Source organism: Pseudoalteromonas denitrificans DSM 6059, assembly GCF_900112265.1.
Classification (GTDB): domain Bacteria; phylum Pseudomonadota; class Gammaproteobacteria; order Enterobacterales; family Alteromonadaceae; genus Pseudoalteromonas; species Pseudoalteromonas denitrificans.
Window position 1 is genome coordinate 157,582 of sequence record NZ_FOLO01000006.1, and the last position, 19,739, is coordinate 177,320.

General features: G+C 33.4%; 20 protein-coding genes. 11 read left to right on the forward strand and 9 right to left on the reverse strand.

All coding sequences use genetic code 11. The features are described 5' to 3' along the window. Nucleotides 1-7: 7 nt before the first annotated feature. The 7 genes from BM088_RS06290 to BM088_RS06320 form a co-directional block, all read right to left on the reverse strand. Nucleotides 8-775 (reverse strand): flagellar basal body rod protein FlgF, encoded by a 768-nt coding sequence (locus BM088_RS06290; RefSeq protein ID WP_091981763.1) that lies wholly within the window; start codon nucleotides 773-775, stop codon nucleotides 8-10. A gap of 166 nt (nucleotides 776-941) precedes the next feature. Then, entirely contained in the window at nucleotides 942-2,387 is a 1,446-nt protein-coding gene (flgE, locus tag BM088_RS06295; protein WP_091981766.1) for a flagellar hook protein FlgE, read from the reverse strand. 17 nt (nucleotides 2,388-2,404) lie between these two features. Next, nucleotides 2,405-3,124, reverse strand: a complete 720-nt coding sequence (locus BM088_RS06300) for a flagellar hook assembly protein FlgD (protein ID WP_091981770.1) — start codon at nucleotides 3,122-3,124, stop codon at nucleotides 2,405-2,407. Nucleotides 3,125-3,136: 12 nt separating this feature from the next. Beyond that, nucleotides 3,137-3,559: a flagellar basal body rod protein FlgC gene (gene flgC, locus BM088_RS06305; RefSeq protein WP_091981774.1), complete on the reverse strand. Its 423-nt coding sequence runs from the start codon at nucleotides 3,557-3,559 to the stop codon at nucleotides 3,137-3,139. A 16-nt stretch (nucleotides 3,560-3,575) separates the two neighbouring features. After that, a complete protein-coding gene (flgB, locus tag BM088_RS06310) occupies nucleotides 3,576-3,974 on the reverse strand; it encodes a flagellar basal body rod protein FlgB (RefSeq protein WP_091981777.1) in 399 nt (132 codons plus the stop codon). A 173-nt stretch (nucleotides 3,975-4,147) separates the two neighbouring features. After that, the gene (locus BM088_RS06315; RefSeq protein WP_091981781.1) at nucleotides 4,148-4,978 is read right to left on the reverse strand and encodes a CheR family methyltransferase; all 831 of its coding nucleotides are present in this window, start codon (nucleotides 4,976-4,978) and stop codon (nucleotides 4,148-4,150) included. Nucleotides 4,979-5,013: 35 nt separating this feature from the next. Then, nucleotides 5,014-5,946, reverse strand: a complete 933-nt coding sequence (locus BM088_RS06320) for a chemotaxis protein CheV (protein WP_091981784.1) — start codon at nucleotides 5,944-5,946, stop codon at nucleotides 5,014-5,016. A gap of 145 nt (nucleotides 5,947-6,091) precedes the next feature. On the opposite strand from BM088_RS06320, the gene flgA reads away from it, so the two are divergent. The 3 genes from flgA (at nucleotide 6,092) to flgN (ending at nucleotide 7,632) form a co-directional block, all read left to right on the forward strand. Further along, complete coding sequence (gene flgA, locus BM088_RS06325) at nucleotides 6,092-6,802, forward strand: flagellar basal body P-ring formation chaperone FlgA (RefSeq protein ID WP_177207965.1); 711 nt, start codon at nucleotides 6,092-6,094, stop codon at nucleotides 6,800-6,802. Between the two features lie 70 nt (nucleotides 6,803-6,872). After that, nucleotides 6,873-7,187: a flagellar biosynthesis anti-sigma factor FlgM gene (flgM, locus tag BM088_RS06330; protein WP_091981791.1), complete on the forward strand. Its 315-nt coding sequence runs from the start codon at nucleotides 6,873-6,875 to the stop codon at nucleotides 7,185-7,187. Nucleotides 7,188-7,194: 7 nt separating this feature from the next. Next, nucleotides 7,195-7,632: a flagellar export chaperone FlgN gene (flgN, locus tag BM088_RS06335; protein WP_177207966.1), complete on the forward strand. Its 438-nt coding sequence runs from the start codon at nucleotides 7,195-7,197 to the stop codon at nucleotides 7,630-7,632. A 151-nt stretch (nucleotides 7,633-7,783) separates the two neighbouring features. Here flgN and BM088_RS06340 read toward each other — a convergent pair whose 3' ends face one another. Together BM088_RS06340 and BM088_RS06345 are read right to left on the reverse strand one after the other, a co-directional pair. Further along, nucleotides 7,784-8,440: a hypothetical protein gene (locus BM088_RS06340; protein ID WP_091981798.1), complete on the reverse strand. Its 657-nt coding sequence runs from the start codon at nucleotides 8,438-8,440 to the stop codon at nucleotides 7,784-7,786. Between the two features lie 279 nt (nucleotides 8,441-8,719). Beyond that, entirely contained in the window at nucleotides 8,720-9,175 is a 456-nt protein-coding gene (locus BM088_RS06345; RefSeq protein ID WP_245763769.1) for an LPP20 family lipoprotein, read from the reverse strand. A 157-nt stretch (nucleotides 9,176-9,332) separates the two neighbouring features. On the opposite strand from BM088_RS06345, the gene BM088_RS06350 reads away from it, so the two are divergent. The 8 genes from BM088_RS06350 to BM088_RS06385 all read left to right on the forward strand — a co-directional run bounded on the left by BM088_RS06350 (nucleotide 9,333) and on the right by BM088_RS06385 (nucleotide 19,729). Continuing rightward, a complete protein-coding gene (locus tag BM088_RS06350; protein WP_177207967.1) occupies nucleotides 9,333-10,511 on the forward strand; it encodes a flagella assembly protein FlgT in 1,179 nt (392 codons plus the stop codon). A 178-nt stretch (nucleotides 10,512-10,689) separates the two neighbouring features. Beyond that, the gene (locus tag BM088_RS06355; protein ID WP_091981809.1) at nucleotides 10,690-11,418 is read left to right on the forward strand and encodes a glutathione peroxidase; all 729 of its coding nucleotides are present in this window, start codon (nucleotides 10,690-10,692) and stop codon (nucleotides 11,416-11,418) included. A gap of 459 nt (nucleotides 11,419-11,877) precedes the next feature. Further along, on the forward strand, nucleotides 11,878-13,572 hold the full coding sequence (locus BM088_RS06360) for a methyltransferase domain-containing protein (protein ID WP_091981812.1): 1,695 nt from the start codon (nucleotides 11,878-11,880) through the stop codon (nucleotides 13,570-13,572). Between the two features lie 113 nt (nucleotides 13,573-13,685). After that, a complete protein-coding gene (locus tag BM088_RS06365; protein ID WP_091981816.1) occupies nucleotides 13,686-14,306 on the forward strand; it encodes a FlgO family outer membrane protein in 621 nt (206 codons plus the stop codon). A 330-nt stretch (nucleotides 14,307-14,636) separates the two neighbouring features. After that, nucleotides 14,637-15,245 (forward strand): hypothetical protein, encoded by a 609-nt coding sequence (locus BM088_RS06370; protein WP_091981819.1) that lies wholly within the window; start codon nucleotides 14,637-14,639, stop codon nucleotides 15,243-15,245. Between the two features lie 119 nt (nucleotides 15,246-15,364). Beyond that, nucleotides 15,365-16,144, forward strand: coding sequence for a hypothetical protein (locus BM088_RS06375; RefSeq protein WP_091981823.1), 780 nt, complete (start codon nucleotides 15,365-15,367; stop codon nucleotides 16,142-16,144). Between the two features lie 8 nt (nucleotides 16,145-16,152). Then, nucleotides 16,153-19,206, forward strand: coding sequence for a fimbria/pilus outer membrane usher protein (locus BM088_RS06380; RefSeq protein ID WP_091981827.1), 3,054 nt, complete (start codon nucleotides 16,153-16,155; stop codon nucleotides 19,204-19,206). A 22-nt stretch (nucleotides 19,207-19,228) separates the two neighbouring features. Then, a complete protein-coding gene (locus BM088_RS06385) occupies nucleotides 19,229-19,729 on the forward strand; it encodes a hypothetical protein (protein ID WP_143085040.1) in 501 nt (166 codons plus the stop codon). Nucleotides 19,730-19,739 lie beyond the last annotated feature (10 nt).

A 19,739-nucleotide genomic window follows, 5' to 3' on the forward strand; every position in this document is an offset into this window, starting at 1 on the left:
CTCCTACCTAAACAATTCTAAGTAAAGAGGATTGACTTTCATCTATCTTCTCTGCTGTTTTCATCATTTTGACTTGCAACTCAAACTGACGTTGATGTGAAATCATGCCGACCATTTCTTCAACCGGATTTACATTAGACATTTCAAGTGCACCACTTATCACTCTCACTCCCGGATCTAGTTCACAAAAACCACATAAATCACCTTCAATACCTTTATCCTTAGGTCGAAATAAACCATCAAGCCCTTTTTCAAGTTGATTATTATTTTCTGGTTTTATAATCTTTAATTGATCCACTTCTTCCATAAAATTTGCAGGAGCACCTTGCGGCCTAACTTGAATTGTTCCATCACTAGCAATTTCAATTTTTTCGACAGGGACAGGTAAGATTATTGGTCCACCACCACCTATAACGGTACTTCCTCTAGCAGTTAATAGCTGACCTGTAGAGGAAACATGTAAATTGCCTTCTCGTGTATAAGCTTCATTTCCTTCAGCGTCCTGAATACTTAACCAACCGCCTCCTGTAATTGCAACATCTAAACTACGCCCTGTTGTTGCTATTGGTCCAAGTTCCATATTTGACCCAGGCCTTTCTTCCAAAGCAAAAACTCGAGAAGGCATTCCTTCTCCAAATGCTTGCATAGAACGCGCTTGTTCAAAATCAGATTTAAAACCTGTTGTTTTTGCATTAGCTAGATTATTGGCACTAACAGCTGTTCCTATGAGGTTTTGCTTTGCACCACTCATTGAAATGTATAAAAGCTTATCCATAATAAAGCGCCAAAAAAATGATATATAGTCTAATAAAGCAAAATCGATGCCAAATAAAAATATATTAAAGAGTTATTCTTTGAAATTAGGAGGGGTTGGGTGTTTGGATTGAAAAAATAAAGGTTTAAAACCGTATGACTTAAAACCTTTACTTTATCGAATTTTATTATCTAATTTGTAAAATCGTTTGAGAGATTGAATTATTTACTTCAAGTGCTCTTGAATTTGCCTGAAAGTTCCTTTGTGCAGTGATTAAATCAACTAATTCACCCGTTAAGTTTACATTCGATTGTTCCAATGTTCCCGAACGGATCGAACCAAAAGTACCTGAATCAGCTTCTCCAGCCAGCGGTTCACCAGAGGTTTGACTTGATGTCCAGCTTGTATTGCCTATTTGAGTTAAACCTTGGTCATTTGGAAAACGAACTAGAGCAACTTTACTAATTGCTTGCGTATCACCATTTGAATACTTAGCTTCGATTAAACCATCTGTCCCAATAGAAATACCAGTTAAGCGACCAACTGTTTTACCATCCTGACTTAGAGCTGATACTTCAAAAGCTCCTGAAACTTGTGTTAATTTAGTCATTACCATATTAAAAGTTTGATCAGGATCCGCACCATTATTTATAACACCAGCGCCATCATGCGGTATCACAACCGGAACAGTCACATTTGCTACGGTACCTAAAGGTTCAGTTCTTGGTGTAGGGAAAGTACCAGGTACAGCAACACCAGAGCTATCAAACTGTAGTAACATTCCCCTTTGCCCCGATGTTGCCTGATACTGTAATGCACCAGGATTAGCAACGTTTGGATCTTGCTGTAAATCCACATTAACCACATTTCCCGCATCATCGGTAACGGTTGAAAACATTGCCCATGTACTATTATTAGTATCCGCAGAACCACCAACGACACCCGGCGTACCAGGTGCAGCACCACCAGAAGCACCCAGTGCTGCAGGATTTGTTGTTTTAACATAATAAACAGCGGCTATTCGACTATTTCCTAACGAGTCATAAACCACTGTTGAAGTTGAAGATGTAAAAGTTGTTGTATCCGTAGGATCAAATAAAGCAGGATCTAAATTAGTCGCATTTGAATTTAAATTAAAACTCAGGTCAATTTGCCCTGTTGCTGAAGGAGAACCTGCACTATCAGGAATTTGAATCGGTGCTGTAGTACTTAAACTCACTGATTTTACTGAACCATCCGTATTAACGGGTAGCCCTTGTAAAAAATTACCATCAGAAGTAACTATGCGGTTTTCAGAATCAAGCTTAAAAGCACCTGCACGGGTGTAGGTAAAGTCTCGACTTAAAGGTCCTTCTGTTGTAACAAAAAAACCATTTCCACTAATAGCCATATCTAAAGAATTTGAAGTGATTAATAAACTACCTTGATGAAACTGCTGAGCAACATCTTGTGTTACTACACCACCACCATTTTGCGTTTTAGAGCTAGAGAATATTGAAGAAGAAAATACATCTGCAAATTCAGCCCTAGATTCTTTAAAACCATAGGTATTAACGTTTGCAATATTATTTGCAGTAACATCTAAGTCTTTTTGCGATGCTTTTAAACCGCTTAATGCTATATTAAATGACATATTAAATTCCTACCTTATTAACTGACTTCAATCACATCTTCAAATTTAACACTACCTAAATCATTAAAGTTGAGTGTTAATCCAGTTCCATTTTGACCCATACTCACACTATCCACCCGAGTACGAACCTGAACCGGTAATTCGATATGTTGCGCTTTTAAATTACCATCTTCATCTGGAACGTTTTGTACCAATCCAACAGCTCTGACAATATATTTACCATCTGGAACTTGATTTCCACTAGAATCTTTACCATCCCACTTAAATTCTAAATTTCCGCCTGTTGATGCGCCCATAGGAACTTCACCTACCACAACTCCATTTTCATCTTCAATACGTATTTTGATATCAGATGCCGGATAATCTAGTGGAATTCTCCCAGAGACTTCTTCACCGGGAGTATTCGTTATATAATGCGTATCAATGAGTACATCGCGACCAACTAAACTTGATGCTTGCAATGCTTGATTAGACGTCATTGACTCAGTAAATACATCAAATTTATTTGACATATTAGTTATCCCTTCAGAAATAGACATATTCGTCATTTGCTGCATCATTGCTTCATTATCTGTTGGATTTGAAGGATCTTGCATTGCTAACTGTTTTGTCATTAATGTGAAGAAATCCTCTTGAGTCAATTGTCCTTGAGGTTTTGTATCAGCCGCCTTTTCATCATTTTTTCGCAAGCTATCAACGTAACTACTACTTTGACTGCCATTAATCGGATCAAACATTTTATTCCCCTATTAACGTTGGCCAAGTAAAATCGTTTTACTTAACATTGTTTTTGCAGCATCTGCAATTTGTACATTTGTTTGATATGCACGTGAAGCAGAGATCATATTTGCCATTTCTTCAACTGTATTCACATTAGGACGGTAAATATAACCCTCTTTATCTGCCATAGGATGCCCCGGACTATATTCGACTTGAAGCGGTTTATCGCTTTCTACTATACCTAAAACTTTAACACCTACTGATTCTCCACCTTGAGCAGCGGCAGCCTTTGTCAGCTCAGCGGCAAAAACTGGATGCCTAGCACGATAAGTCTCATCAACACTTGAACTAATAGTATTGGCATTAGAAAGATTACTCGCAGTTGTATTAAGTCGCACTGATTGTGCGCTCATCCCCGTGCCAGCTATATCAAATACATTAAATAAACTCATAAATTACCTCTATGCCCTATTGTCCATTAAGTGCTTTTTTAAGCCCTTGGATCTTGCCAGTCAAAAATCTGAGACTTGCTTGATACTCTACTGAGTTTTGTACATACAAGTTTCGTTCCACTTGTACATCAACTGAATTTCCATCGCCAGTATCTGGCTGTAAAGGATTACGAAACTGCGCATTCGCATTTATTGAATTTGCGTTAATATCAAAATGTTTTTCATGTGTACGAACCATAGAACCATTTTGTTTCGACTTTGCTTGATTTAATACAGCTTCAAAATCGAGATCTTTAGCTTTATAACCGGGTGTATCTGCATTAGCGATATTTGTTGCGATGATTTCTGCACGCTGAGTTCTTGCCATCATAGCACTTGGATGTACGCCAAATGCTTTTTCAAAACTGATTGCCATAACCCCTCCAAAATTTTGACTTTAGATAGATACTGCAAGGCTTAGGCCAAAACACAAACTGACTTTAGATTATATAAAGGGTATTAGTTAGAGAATAAAAATAATAACGATATGAATGGGATAGAGAATAAAAGCTAAGCCATTTTTTTTACTTAGCTTTTTAAAAAGTACAACTATTTCTTTTGATATATTATTCCAGGGTTACATCTTATCATTTCAAAATCATCGTTTAAACCTGTCATAGATTCAGATGCACCTAAAAATAAATAACCTTTCGGGTTCAATGCCTGAGCAAATTGACCAATAATTTTTGATTTAATTTCAGGGGAAAAATAAATAAGTACATTTCGACAAAAAATGACATCAAACTTACCCATCAAAGCATATGAATCTAATAAGTTCAAATGCCTAAAAGATGCCATTTTTCGTGTTGGCTCTACAACCTTTGCCATACCGTGCCCACTATCAACAAAAAACTTTTTTCGTCTTTCGGTAGATAGTCCTCTCGCCAAAGCTAAAGAGTCGTATTCTGCATTTTTACATAAATCCAACATAGTGTTGGAAATATCAGTACCAACGATTTGCACTCCCATAGATAAACAGCCCGGACTTTTTGCTTGATATTCTGTCGTTGTCATAGCAATAGAATAAGGTTCTTGTCCTGAAGAGCTCGCTGCTGACCATATTTTTACTGGGCGTCTTAAAGTTTTAAATTCAGGAAAAACTTTATTTTTCAAGAGTTCAAAAGGATATTGATCTCTAAACCACAAAGTTTCATTTGTTGTCATTGCATCAACAACTGCGGCACGTAGTTGCCGCTCCCGAGGACTCAAAGTTTTATTTACCAATTCTGATAATGTATCAACTTCAAAACGAGACATTAAGGGTGCTAATCGACTTTTAACCAAGTACAATTTGTTATCACCCAGAACAATACCGCACTGTTGCTCTAAAAAAGTACGAAATTTATTATACTCGTGCTGTTCTAAGTGTTTATTAGCCAAATTTGATATACCTACAGTTTATTTTCAGTTTAAAATCAATCACAATGTACCCATTTTTTAACTGCAGCGGCTAATTCATCGGGGTTAAATTTAGCAATGAAGTCATCTGCACCTACTTTTTCAATCATAGCTTGATTAAAAACGCCACTTAAAGATGTGTGTAAAATTACATGTAAAGGCGCCAACCTAGGATCAGCTTTAATTTCAGCAGTTAAAGTATAACCATCCATTTCAGGCATCTCGACATCAGAGATTAACAAAGCGATTCGATCTGTAATATCTGTTTTACAATCTTGCTCTACTATTTCTCTCAACCTTACTAATGCTTCTTTACCATTCTTTGCTAATTCAGTTTGAATACCTAAAGGTTCTAATGCTCTTTTTATTTGATTACGAGCTACGGCGGAATCATCAGCAATAAAAATGATCCTCTCACCTAAATCCTGCTGCATTTCACCATCAGCCATAATCTCAGTACTTACATCAGTATCTACAGGGCAGATATCACTTAATATTTTTTCAACATCTAATATTTCTACTAACTCTTTTTCAATTTCAGTAACCGCCGTAAGATAAGAATCTCGGCCAGACCCTGATGGTGGAGGTAAAATGGACTCCCAATTCATATTAACAATACGCTCTACCGAACCAACTAAAAACCCCTGAACAGAACGATTATACTCTGCAATGATAATAAAGCTGTTTTCGATATCATCTATGGGGTTACCTCCTATTGCCATTGATAAATCAATAACAGAAATAGTATGCCCACGAATATGAGCAACACCTCTAATATACGAATTTGATTTAGGTAATGAAGTTAAGCGAGGGCACTGTAAAACCTCTCTCACTTTAAATACATTAATACCAAACCGCTGACTGCCTCTTAGCTTAAATAATAATAATTCAAGTCTATTTTGACCAACTAATTGTGTTCGTTGATTGACTGAGTCTAAAATGCCCGCCATTTCAATCTCCTGAATGAAAAGCTAAATATTCGGAATGATTTTTGCTTTCATTGAAAATATAAGTAAATTTATATACAGCAAGCGTCTGATTATTGACGCAAAATATTTATACCCTGTTTTCAACATAAAGCATAGTAGAAACATAATGAGTTTGTTTAAAAAAAATCATCATAAGTTTATTTTTTTCATGTTATTGGCATTATTATCGAATAATATTGCAGCTAAGATCTATTCTAAAAACGAATTACAGCTATTAGCCATCAACTACGTGAAACAACATCTACCAGAATTAAGCGAAGGAAAAAGAGAGTTATCTGCTCTTTCTCTTGATTCCAGGATCCCAGATAAAAATTGTGAAACGCAATTATTAATTAATTCAGCCAGATCTCAAAGAAGTAATCGGCAAAGTACAATACAAATTAAGTGTTTAGATGAAAAAAAATGGCATATTTATGTTCAAGTTAAAATTATCGAATTATCATCAATTGTAGTGATAAATAAAAACATAATAAAAGGAGAAATAATCTCCAAAGAACACTTAAGTATGCAATCAAAACAAAAACATTTAATTCGAAATCAATACTTAGATAAAAATGACATACAATATTTAATCGGAAGTCGTAGTAAACGTAATATTAAAAATGGTTCTGCGATTACTTATAATCAAGTTTGCATGGTTTGTAAGGGAGACAAAGTTACTATTTTTGCAAAATTTAAAGGATTAAGTGTAAAAACAACTGGTTTTGCACTTCAAGATGGTATTTTAGATCAAAGAATATCAGTTAAAAATGCCAAGTCTGGCAAGACGTTACACGTTAAAGTATTAGGTGTTGATAGAGTACAAGTAAGTATTTAATATATATGCTAAACTATTTAATTAATTGGCCGATAATTATAGTAATGAAATTTTTTGGGCGGACTGTCTCATGGTTAATCAAGTAAACAAAGGTAATCAACAAAATATTACCTATACAAAACAACAACAGCTCAACGTAAATAAAGATGTTGCGGCAGCCCAAAAGCAACCGGCAACATTAGCAAAAACAACAACTGATTCAGTAAACCTGACACCTCAGGCACAACAATTAAGAGGTTTGCATGAAAAAGCAGAACAATCTTCAGGTTTTGACAGCAAAAAAGTAAGTGAATTAAAAAAAGCAATTAGCGAAGGTAATTATCAACTCAATGCTGAAAAATTAGCTGAAAACATCGCTAAATTTGAATTTGATTTATATGGTTAGTGAAATTATGGAAAATGAACAGGTAATTGCAAGTATTCAACAGTCTTTGGTTGCTCAAAAGAAGAACCTAAGCTCGTTATGGCAAACATTGCAAAATGAGTTAGAAGCTATTAATACTAGAGATGGTGATAAATTAGAAAGTACAGCCAAAGAAAAACTTATTATTTTAGAAGAAATATCAAAAATAGATAAAAAACTTTCCGACTTTTCATTAAATAAGTTTAAAAAAATATTGCCAAATATTGATGACGACATAAAAAATATCAACGAACAATTAACAAATTGCAAGCAACAAAACGATATTAATACCCATGCAGCTCACCAAACTCAAGTAGCAGTTAAAAAAGTAACAGAGATCTTACTAGGATCAATAAAGTCAATTACATATGACAAAAAAGGTTTATCACAATCTGGTAACCTACTAGGTAAAAGCATAAAAGCATAAAAGCATTACTTAACAACGGCAATAAAACTAAAATTCAACGAAACTTAAAGTTACTCTCCTTTTATTTTTCTATCTTCTGACTTTTAATCAATAATAAAACCATAAGTAATTCATCCTATAAAATATACTTATGGTTTAGTCAAAAGCGACCTTATAGTGGTTTACTATTTGAGTCTGATGGGTGAGTACCCGCTTGATATTCTTCAAACGCAGTATAACCATCAAGATCTCTATCTGAGTCTGCATCCGTTGCGTCTGAATCAGATAGGTTTCTTAAAGTTTCAAACCAACCAGGTAAACCATCGGAATCGTTATCATCTGTTGTTGCAAAATTAGGAGTTAAAATGAGATTCACTAACTTACTAGACTGTGTAAAATCAGCATTATAAAGTTCAATTTTAGCTCTCAAAGTAGAGTTTAGTACTGGTACATCTGGTGTCGTTGGATTCCATTGTTGAGAGCGGCCACAATTCAATTGTTTAAATGCTTGACTGCTACTGCCATTATAAAGTGAAATTCTACAGCTCACACTTCTTAAATCACCATAAGAAATAGCGACAAAAGCAGCTAATTGATTATAATCTGCTTCCTTAGAAAAGGTTTTCCATAAAGTTTTTCTTTGACCTTGATTAAGAAACATACTAGTTCTGTAAGTACTGGTAACTAAAGAAGGTCGATCTGCGGATACTGATGAAATAGTTGAAGAGTTTAATAACTCCGGAATAACAACTTCATTACTTACTGCGCTAGCTGATAAAGAACTAAATGTAAGTAAGCTTGCAATTGACAATGATAAGATTCGTTTCATTTTTTACAAAGGCTAAATTATCAATATGTAAAAATTGACTATTTAGACCATCCTTTTGTTTACTGGATAATAATTAAGTCATGAATAATTAAACATAACTCCAACACTAAACTGTTTAAACGTAACAACTTAGTACCAGTAAAATATAGTTAGATAAAACATCAGTCAATTTATTTTTACCGATTCAAGGAAAAACTTTCCTAAAGCCAAGTAATCTAACCATAAAGACTTAGAGAGATAACTCTAATTTTTAAAAGCCAATTATTTACAACTTAAGAATCAGTAATAAGTAATTTTTTTCACTGTTCTTGGTTTTACTTGGCCAATATACAAATCATGAACCAACTTCATATCAAGTTCTAGTTCAGTGGCATAACTATCCCCCACAGCATAACTTTTAATAACTTTAGCACCTCGTACAGCCCCTTGTACTTTTGAATTTAATGTATCATTAGTTGTGATCATACCTCGAACAGATGCATTCGCAGTTATCTGTTGACCATAAACCTGTTCAGCTAACTCTCTATACGCTTCAAGTTTAGAGGCTTTAATAGCAAGGATTTCCTTCTGCTGTTGATTTTTACCCGGTTGTAAACTAATTGGTGCATACCCAACTGCTTTTAATATAGGATAACTATCGGGTTCCTGATAAGCATATTCAATATGTTTATCAAATACATTAGCGCAACCGCTAAGTAGCAGTATAAAACAAATTATAATCAAAGGTTTCTTCATAATGCCAGCCATTTTATAAGGTGATTAATTTAATCTTAACGTACATGCACATTATATGCCCATTTTTACCTTTGCTTTCACCCTTGGTATAACAATTGCTTTATGTAAAACTTCATGGTTTATTATTTTAGATCAAATAAATATTAGAGAGTTTTTTATGTACAAATTTTTGTGTTTATTTTTCTTATACTTTCCTTTACTTTCCCAAGCTCAATGGTATGAATCAACAGGACAATCTCAAGTTAGAGATGGTGATAACAATAGTGCAAAAAACAGAGCAATAGAGGATGCAATAAAACAAGCTCTTATATTTGCGGGAGCATCGGTATCAAGCATACAAACAGTTGCTAATGGTGTAATGACACAAGAGCAAACACATATTAGCTCTCATGGTGAAATTGAAAGAATAGAGCTAATAGATGAAGTTTATTCTAAAGATACAGTGTCTGTGACTTTACGTTTAGATATCTTTGCAAATGAACAACAATGTTTTGCTTCAGAATTTAAAAAAAGTTTAGCTATCACTCAAGTACAAATGCCCAACAGAGAACATGCCCGAACAGGTCAAATTTTTGACATAAATAAAATATTTGGCGAAAAGATTTTCAAATCAATAAAGTTAGCCGACAGAGCGATAACTCCAAGACCGTATTACCAACATGCAATAAGAACCGAAGAGTTTTTTAACCAACATTATAACTTTAACCCTAGAATCATTGAGCAATTGGCTCATAAAAGTGATAGTCAATATGTTTTAATATCTAAAATTAAAGATATTTCTATGGGTGAAAAACAAAATTCAGAATTCATGTTTTGGCAGTCAAATCGCTTTGAACGTTTTTTTGGGTATGAACTTATTCTTTTTAATGCTTTAACTCAAGAAATTGTAATGCAGAAAGATTACTCGACAAGTGGAATTTGGCGATTCAAAAAAACAGCTAGAGTCGATGTGAAAAGTCAAAAATTTTGGCATTCAGAATATGGGCAATCAATTAATAATTTGTCAAATCAAATCAGCCTTGATTTACAAGAAAAATTATCTTGTCTACCTCTACAAGGTCAAATAAAACATATAAAAGAAAATACAATTACTTTTAATTTAGGCAAAGAGCATGGTGTTAAAAAAGGGCAGTCATTTTCAATCGCATATCAATCATATTTTACAGATCCTGAAGGCAATAAGCAGCCATATATAATTACAAGCGCTAATCAAGTTAGAGTTAATCAAGTTTATACTCGCAGCGCCATAGCAAATAGTATCGGTGATAAATTACTCGCCAATATTCAAACAAGTGATATCGTACTTTTAGTCGAACTTAAAGAGCCTGAGTTATAAGTAACATTTCCTAATTTAACATTGCAATAAAACACTTAACTAATCATTAAAACAATGGCTATTTTGAATTCAATCTATTTTATAGATTGCGTTGATAACTACAATCAATTAGACCTATTATAAAATTTAAGCAATACTGAACTCAGACGATAAATCAGACTAACTTATAAGGTTCATTATGCTCAATAATATTGAAGGTCACACAATTCCAAGTATCACATTTCCAATGCGTAAAAATGATGACTGGATTACACTATCAACAAATGAACTATTTAAAAATAAAACCGTTGTTGTATTTTCATTACCAGGTGCTTTTACACCAACATGCTCATCAACTCACCTACCTAGATTTAATGAGTTAGCTGCTACTTTCAAAGAAAATGGCGTTGATGAAATAATATGTATTTCAGTAAACGATACATTTGTGATGAATGCTTGGGCTGCTAATCAAGAAGCTGAAAACATTCAATTGATACCTGATGGAAATGGTGAATTTACTGATAGCATGGGCATGTTAGTTGATAAGTCAGACATAGGGTTTGGTAAGCGTAGTTGGCGTTATTCAATGTTAGTCAAAAATGGCGTAATTGATAAAATGTTCATTGAAGCAGATGTACCCGGAGACCCATTTGAAGTATCAGATGCCGATACCATGTTGAATTACATCAACCCAAATCAAAAACCAGTAGAAGCAATTTCAATTTTTACAAAACCTGGTTGTCAATTTTGTCAAAAAGCTAAAACCTTATTAAAAGAAAAAGGCTTAACTTTTGAAGAAATCGCACTAGGGAAAGATGCATCAATTACAAGTATAAAAGCAATCACAGGCAAAGATACTGTGCCTCAAATCTTTATTTCGGGTAAACATATTGGTGGTTCAGAAGAGTTAATTACGTATCTAACTTAATAAGAATAGTTTCATATTTTTTATTAAGTTAGATATTACTTTAAAATTCCAAATGAAATAATTATTGCTCTCTATCAATGAGCAATAATTATGAAAAGATTTATACAAAAAAGACTATCGTTAATCTATCCATTTACACATAGCTTCAGTGCTAGAATTATTTCTCCCTAAAAGTTCATTCAAAATAGAAACTACCAAGCCTCTTTGTTGATACGAATTATAAATTCAACGTCGATTTAGTAAAGCGAGAACGTAAAAATTATAAATGTAGTAGAAGTTCATAAGGTTTGAATTCACTTGAAAATCAGGTCGTCAAATACTGATATCATATAAAATAATTTGCAAATGCATTTTAGTGAAGCTTCCATTGTGGAGCATTAATAAAATAGCATTCAGACTAACAATAAATTTTTTATAAGTAATAATTAAAACCAATATTATTTATATAGAATACATTTTATGACTCAAGATTACTTAAAAGCTTGTAAGCAACTTATAGGACAAGGTAAATATCATGAAGCAATAACAGGGTTAGAGTTTATATTACATCTAAATCCCAATTTATCAGCTGCGTATTCTAACTTAGCAATTTGTTATTCAAATTTAAAAAACTGGAATAAAGCGATCACCAGTATTCTAAATGCATTAGGTCATGGTAATAATCAATATCAAGATTTAGAAGAACTGTTAAATATACTTGAAAAAAGTGAACTAAAATCATATGTACCATTACTAGAAAAACCTTTAAAATTAGCGATGGAACTAGTAAAATTAGAATTTAGAGTTATACCTTTATTATGGCGTCAGCTGATCTCTAAACACCCAAAAGCACTATCCTTAGCAAGTAATTCGTTTACTCATGCAATAGACCTATTGTTACAAGATGAAGTTTTTTGCAAACTTATTGAGAGAAGCTTAATCACAGACTATTTTACCGAAAATTTAATCCTTATTAGCAGGCAAGAAATACTAAGTCGCGCTGTTGAAGGTGATGACATTCACGCATATTTACCTTTTCTATCGTCCTTGGCTTGTCAAACCTTATTGAATGATGGCCTCTATTCAAATACCAAGCAAGACAGACTTTACCTAAATAAAATACTAGATAATCAAAACACTACACTAGAACACTTTTTACTTTTGATTTGCCATTCATCTTTTGAAGAGTCTTTGATGCTTTGGAAAAAAAATCAAGATCTATTTAAAAATGATCAATTCAAAAGTCTCACTTCAGATTTACAATTTTATACTGATGTTTCTTTAAGTAAAAATAAAGGCATCATCAATCAGAAAACATCTAAGCTTGTTCAATCATTTTATATGGAGAACCCTTATCCAAAATGGAAGAGTGTAAAGGTAAGCAATCAGGTTAAAACGAATGAAACAGATATTTTATTTGCAGGGTGCGGTACCGGACAGCAATTAATCGATTTTGCCATCACTCATAAGATGTCTCATATAACTGCAATAGATTTAAGTCCAACTAGCATAGCTTATGCTGAACTAATGACAAAAAAATATGACATTTCAAATGTAAATTTTATACTTCTTGATATTTTAGATATTGATACTTTAGGGCTGAGATTTGATTATATAGTATGTACTGGAGTTTTACACCATATGGCATGTCCCAGTGATGGATTAGCTGCGTTAAATAAAGTACTTACTGATAATGGTCGTATGTTTCTGGGATTTTACAGCAGAGCAGCAAGAAAAAGTTTAAAAAATATTAAAAAAAATATTATGACATTTTTAAAAACGGATGAGGAAGGCATAACACGCTCAGGAATAAAACAATGGCGAAGCCAATTAACGACTGAAAATAAAGCTAATGCATGGTATCAAGTATCTGATTTTTTTTATTTAAACGGTTTATATGATTTATTAATCCATCCTCAACAAATAGAGTATTCAATCCCAGAAATTAAAGCATTATTAAATAAGTGCAATTTATCTTTTGTAAGCATGTCCCCAACAATTAAAAATAGAGAAGAGTTCAAACTTATTTTAGCGCAAAACCCCACAAATAAAGATAAACAAACTTTAGACTATTGGCACAAAATAGAACTAAGGTACCCTGAAGCATTTATTTATATGTATCAATTTCATGTAGTAAAATCACCGAGTTCAGTACTTAACAATAAACGACCATAACCAAATAAAGAAAAAATATCGTGTATAAATGTACAAAAAGCACAATGACTGCTTAAACTTATATTAGTAAATGAGCTTTTTCATTTTCTTTTTAATTAACGAAAGGCAAACTGATGAAACGTTATTGCTTTAGTGGTTTTTTAATCTTTATCATTTTAGGTTGCTCTTCTATGCAGTACCATGATGAGCATTATGCCAGTCGATTTAGCCAATATGGTTATGGTTACAAGCCTAACTCGCTTGAAAATACCGAAATAAAAGAAACATCTTCAAGCTATAAACTATTAAAAAAATATGCCGATCGCATTGCATTTGAGCTCGCCAGCCAAGTTGACATTAGTACAATTTCAGGCGTTAGCGTTACATCTTATGTAGATTTAGATGATAATTTAAACAATACACATGCCTTTGGTAATAAACTCGCTGAGATACTGATAATTTCTTTACATCAAGCAGGCTTCAAATTACTTGAGCCAAACCTTAATACCCATATTAAAACCACTGAATATGGTAGTTTCATTTTTAAACGTCAGTCACACAGTATTTCTGCAAACACATTCGTTGTTTCTGGCATCATAAATTACAGCAAGTCTGGCATAAATATTAACTCTCGATTAATGAAAATGAGTAATGCTAATATTTTGGCAGCAAATTCACTTTCTATGCCTTACTTTGTCATGAAAAGTGCCTTTCCTACCGTGGCTGGGAATGATCTTATTATTAAAGGTCAATAAGTTTAAATTCCAACTCCACTAATAGGTACTTTATATACCCTATTTATTAAATAATTCAGAGTAGCCCCTGTTTATAACAATCTTAATTTTAATTCGAATGTTTGAAATTCCCCGTCATGTTCTTTTTATTGCTTAGAAGGTACTTCTTCGACTCTCATAAAAATGAAAAACTAAAAAAAGTACAAAAAATGTACTAATATCATTAAGGGTAACTTTACATCTGTCACTAGTGATAGTTCCAGACGAAAGTACATTATGGGTAAACTGCCTCAGAAGCGTATCAGTTTGACTTTACAATTCAGGCAATTTTATTTCAAATAGGATAACATTATGAAAAAAAACATGATAACTCGTGCTCTAGCAGGAACAGTTTTAATCTCTGCTTCCTTATCAACCTCTGCTGTTGTCGCCCCTTTCAATGTCGGTTTCGTGACCATTCAAGACCTTGAAATAACGCAAAATAATGCACTATCCTTTGGCCAAAATGTCATAGGAACAGCCGCATCAACCTGTACTATGGATGTAAATGTACTTGCTGCAAATAATGGTAACAATGGCACTATTCCAAATGCTGATATTGAAGATGCGATTACTGGCACAGGCTGTTTAGCTGTTGCAACTGGTGCTGGTAACAATCTTGCTGGTGTGTATACAGTAAAAGGGCAAACAGATCAGTCTTTCACACTTACCTTAGGCTCAGTAGCCACCGGTGGTGACTTTTCTTTTTCACCTAAAGGTTTTATGGTCAGAGATGATAGTGCAGTTACATTTGCTACTGCAACAATCTTGTTTGCAGACACTCCAACTAGCGGCACTTTAGGGGATAGTGCTGCTTTTCAAATGGGTGTGGTAGTTGGAGGGACTATAACCATAGGCGGTACTGACTTGGTTGCGAACACTCCTTATACAGCCAACTATAATATTACAGCGACCTATTAAAAATTAAAAATTGAGCACAATAAATACTTTTAAAATGAGAGTGTTTATTTTGCTCAACAACTAACTTTAAGCAGCTATAACATAAAGTAATTTTTCCCGAATCATTAAAGGAATACTATATGTCTACACTCTTTACTTGTAACAAAACTTGCTATTTTACCAGTATATTATTTTTTATTTCCTTGCCTTTATTTTCTCAACCTAACATTCACTTTATTGAATATCGAGTTTTACTCACCGAAGATAACCCTTACCACAATTATCGTATTTTTAATCAAGGTAGTAGCAAAGCTGCCTGCAAAATTAATTTTGTTGATTATTTAATATCAGATACAGGAAAGCTCACTTTGGCTAAAAAAGGTTCTAAATTAAATACCAGTGCTTCAGGTATGTTAAGAGCTTCCCCTAAAAACGTGTATATTCCACCAAGAGCAAGCCAAAAAGTAAAAATACTAGCCCGAGGTTTAAAACAACAAATTGATGGTGAATGGGTGAGCTACTTCAACCTAGAGTGTAAAAATGCTGAACCTAAACTAATTAATGGACTTAATTTAATCCCTAATTTTGTTTTCCATATTCCCGTAGTTGTCAGAAAAGGAAAGCTTGATGCAATAGTTAAAATTACGAAGGCAAAACTTGTTAAAAAAGAAAAGTATCAGATAATTGAACTTGTATTAAATCGCATAGGTCAACGCTCTTTATACGGCGATATTAGTATACTAGACGAAACAGGAGATGAAATAGGCATATTAAAAGGACTGTCTCATTATCAACAAACAACCGATATCCCCATCAGTATCACTTTAAAAAGGCCTCCCAAAGGAAAACTCACCATTAAGTTTGAAGAGCAAAACCGTTTTGGTGGTGACTTAACAACCAGCTTTGAATTAAACCAGTAGATAGTCTAATGATAAATATAATTAAATTAAATTTATTCTTAATATTTATTTTAATCTTTTCAGAACGCCTTTTAGCTAAAACTATTTGGTTGGAAGAGTCTCCTTTAAACTATGAAATTTATGACTTAATATTAGATGATGGCTTAATGTTATTTAATAGCTCAGATATTTATATTCATAATAACGTTTTGCTATTACCATTTAATGCCTCAATATCAGCATTAGAAATTAATTTAAATTATGATAAAAGAGATAAAAGCTTTAAGGGACAACTTAACGGGAAGGAAATAACTCTATCTCTGCAAGAGCAATCTAATGAAATTAATTGGAATGTATCAATACTGATAAGTGATAACCAACTATTTATTGATACCCAAACCTTAGGATATTTAATAGACGCTGACATAACCGTTGATAACCCAAATCTCACCGTATTGTTGGCCCCAAAAACTCAGCCATTCCCATTGCAAAGCAGAATAGCTCGAGCCCAAAGAGAAGTATTTAAACCGACAAAAATGACAGATCTTGGTTATAGTTTTATTATCAATGATCAATATAGAGCATTTACACCACCCAGCGGTAATATCAGCTTTGCTGTCACAGCTAGTGATACGGACGATAACTATAATGTAAATTTAAATACTTTTAACGACATACTTTTTCATTCAGCCAATATTAGCATTGCACAAACCAATACAGGATCATTAAAAAAACGCTTAACTCTTTCTCGCAGTAAACTTAACCCTACAGAGAAACTAATTGCTAATATTAACCGTTATTCATTTGGTGATGTTTCTGCTTCTAATACACGCTCAGGCAGCAGTTACACAGGTGTAGGCTTAGTATTTACCAGTTTTAAAGAACGCTACGATAATAGTTTTGGAAAAATTACACTTGATGAATATGCAACTGCTAATTGGCAAGCTGAGTTATATCAAAATGGTTTTTTAATCGATACGGGCGTTGTTGATGAAAATGGTCGCATTGTATTTAAAGATGTTGAAACAAATTATGGTAGCAATCGTTTTGAAATTAAAACCTATGGTTCTTTTGGCGAGCAACAGACAATAGTAAGAGATGTATTAGTTGGCCAAAACTTACTTAAACCAGGAGAAATCAAGTACAAAGGCGGTGTTTTTGATACAAATCATAGTCTACTAAATAGCAATAACGTTCTCAACAATGATATTGATTTTGCTCCAGCAGGATTTATTCAAGGTGAATATGGACTTAACAACAAAACAAGCCTAGGTCTTTCCTTATTCCTTGAAAAAGATTTAGAAAATAATAATAGTGCCGAAGAAGCTATCGTATCCGTTACCCGGCAGCTACCCAGCGCACTACTCAACCTAAACCTGAAAGTACAAGAAGCACATAGTTATAATTTAGATAGTAACTTAACTGGGGCTATTGGTCGCTGGACGCATTATCAACTGGGCATGAGCTATTCCGATAATTACCAAGTTTTAGGTACTAACGAAAAAATTCCAGATAAGTTAGGATTTAGCGGTAGTTTAAATGGCAGAATTGGATCTTTAGGTTATGGTATTAGCGGTTCAACCAATGCATCATCACAACTTCAAAATGAAACTAGCTTTGACTCAAAACAAAACCACCTCACAGGACGAATCTCTTGGCGTTATAAGAAAGTGAGCTTTAGTAATGCAGTTAATTGGTCTCAAACTAAAAATAATGATATCGGAAATACCTCAGTAGTTGATCAGATTTCGGCATCTATCCCAATTACTAAAAACTTGAATTTTAGGGCTTCTGGAAAGTTTGATTTTAGTAATAACCGCTCAGGAGGAAAGTTCAAATCAATTAATAGTACTTTAAATTGGCGTATCTCAAACAGACTCAATACAAATATGTCCATTAATTATCAATCAGATGATAAATATCGAATTTCAAATTTTTTAAGTTGGCGTCGTGATGATTACAACTTAATTTTAGGAACTAATTATTCAGATGATAGCCGCTGGCAAATAAGCTTAGGTGTCAATTTTGCATTAGATTATGATTATCATAATCAAATATTCAATTTAAAAAACACTTACTCTCCCGCCACAGGAACCTTAGATTTATTTACTTTTATAGATAATAACAAAAATGCTTTATACGACGAATATGATGATGCTCTTGTTAGTGTTGAATTTGGTTCATATCCATATTGGAAAAACATACAAACAAACAAATTTGGTACAGCTTATTTACCTGGTACTTCTGCAAATTCTCCAGTAAAGGTTTATTTTGAAACAGATAATACTCACTCACCCCAACTTAAAGCGATCCATGAAAATTTTAGGTTTTATACTCACCCAGGAGGGGTTATTAGCTTAGATATACCTTTTAATTATGCAACTGAAGTCGAAGGAAAGATAGAAATTGCAGAGGCATCAGCAAGTGCCAAGTTTATTCCTATGCAAATATTAAATACACATAACAAGTTGATCCAACAGGTAACCGCAGATTTAGATAATGAATATTACTTTAGTAAAATGTGGCCTGGTGAATACACATTACAAATAGACCCTAAGTATTTGAAAAATAAAGGACTAAAATCAGCACCCAAACAAATTCATTTAGAGTTAAACGGGGCTGTTGAATATTATACTGCAACTGATTTCACCCTCACTCCTATCAAAACAAACACCACAGATGCAATAAATGAGCTTGCTATCGAAACCAAAGCGAAACTTACAACTATAATTAATACTAAAATAGATGCGCCCATTCATCACTCAGATAACAAAGCTCTAATACCCGCCATACAAATGAAACCTATAAAAATAGCAGTTAAATCACAACTTATGCCAAATGAAATTAAGACTCTAAACAACAATCTTTTTAGCATTCAAGTTGGTGCTTATTCAAAAGTAAACTATTGCATTGAAAAAATAAATGAACTCACTTTACTAAAACTAAGAAACACATTTAACAGGCATGAAAATGACTTTTGCAAAGTCTACATTGGCCAATACTCAGATAGAATAGAAGCCCAAACTCAAATGGAAAACTTACCAGAATCAATCAAAGGTATAGGTTTCATAGTTCAGCTTTAATAACATGCAAGAGGTAATTTCATTGTTAAAAATAAATGTTAATTTAAAAATTAAGGTAATTTCTTTTTTAAGCTCAGTATTATTCTACCCAATCCCTGCACTGGCACTAGAAGAGTATATCCAACAACAAAAAACAATTTCTTTTGGGCAAACTATACCTAGGATTGGTTCTTGTGAATTAGACCCTTTCACAGAAACAATGACGAGCCCACAAACAATTTGCATTGACTCTCACACTTTAGGTCACTATAAAATATTTGGTGATGCTAATTTGATGTTAAAAATTATATTGCATAAAGTTGATGATATTTCAGGAGGTGTATTTTTCGCCCCTAAAGGTCGCTTAAAAAACAACCTTGGCGACGATGTATCGGCCCCCATTTCAGAAGCTGAAACTTGGATCCGAATAGGCAGTGATGGCATTCTAGACATATATGTTGGTGGTACTTTAACACTAACAAAAGTACAAAACTCATCCTCATCTATAACTTTACAATATAATATTGAATTTAATGAACCTTAAGTTTAACAAT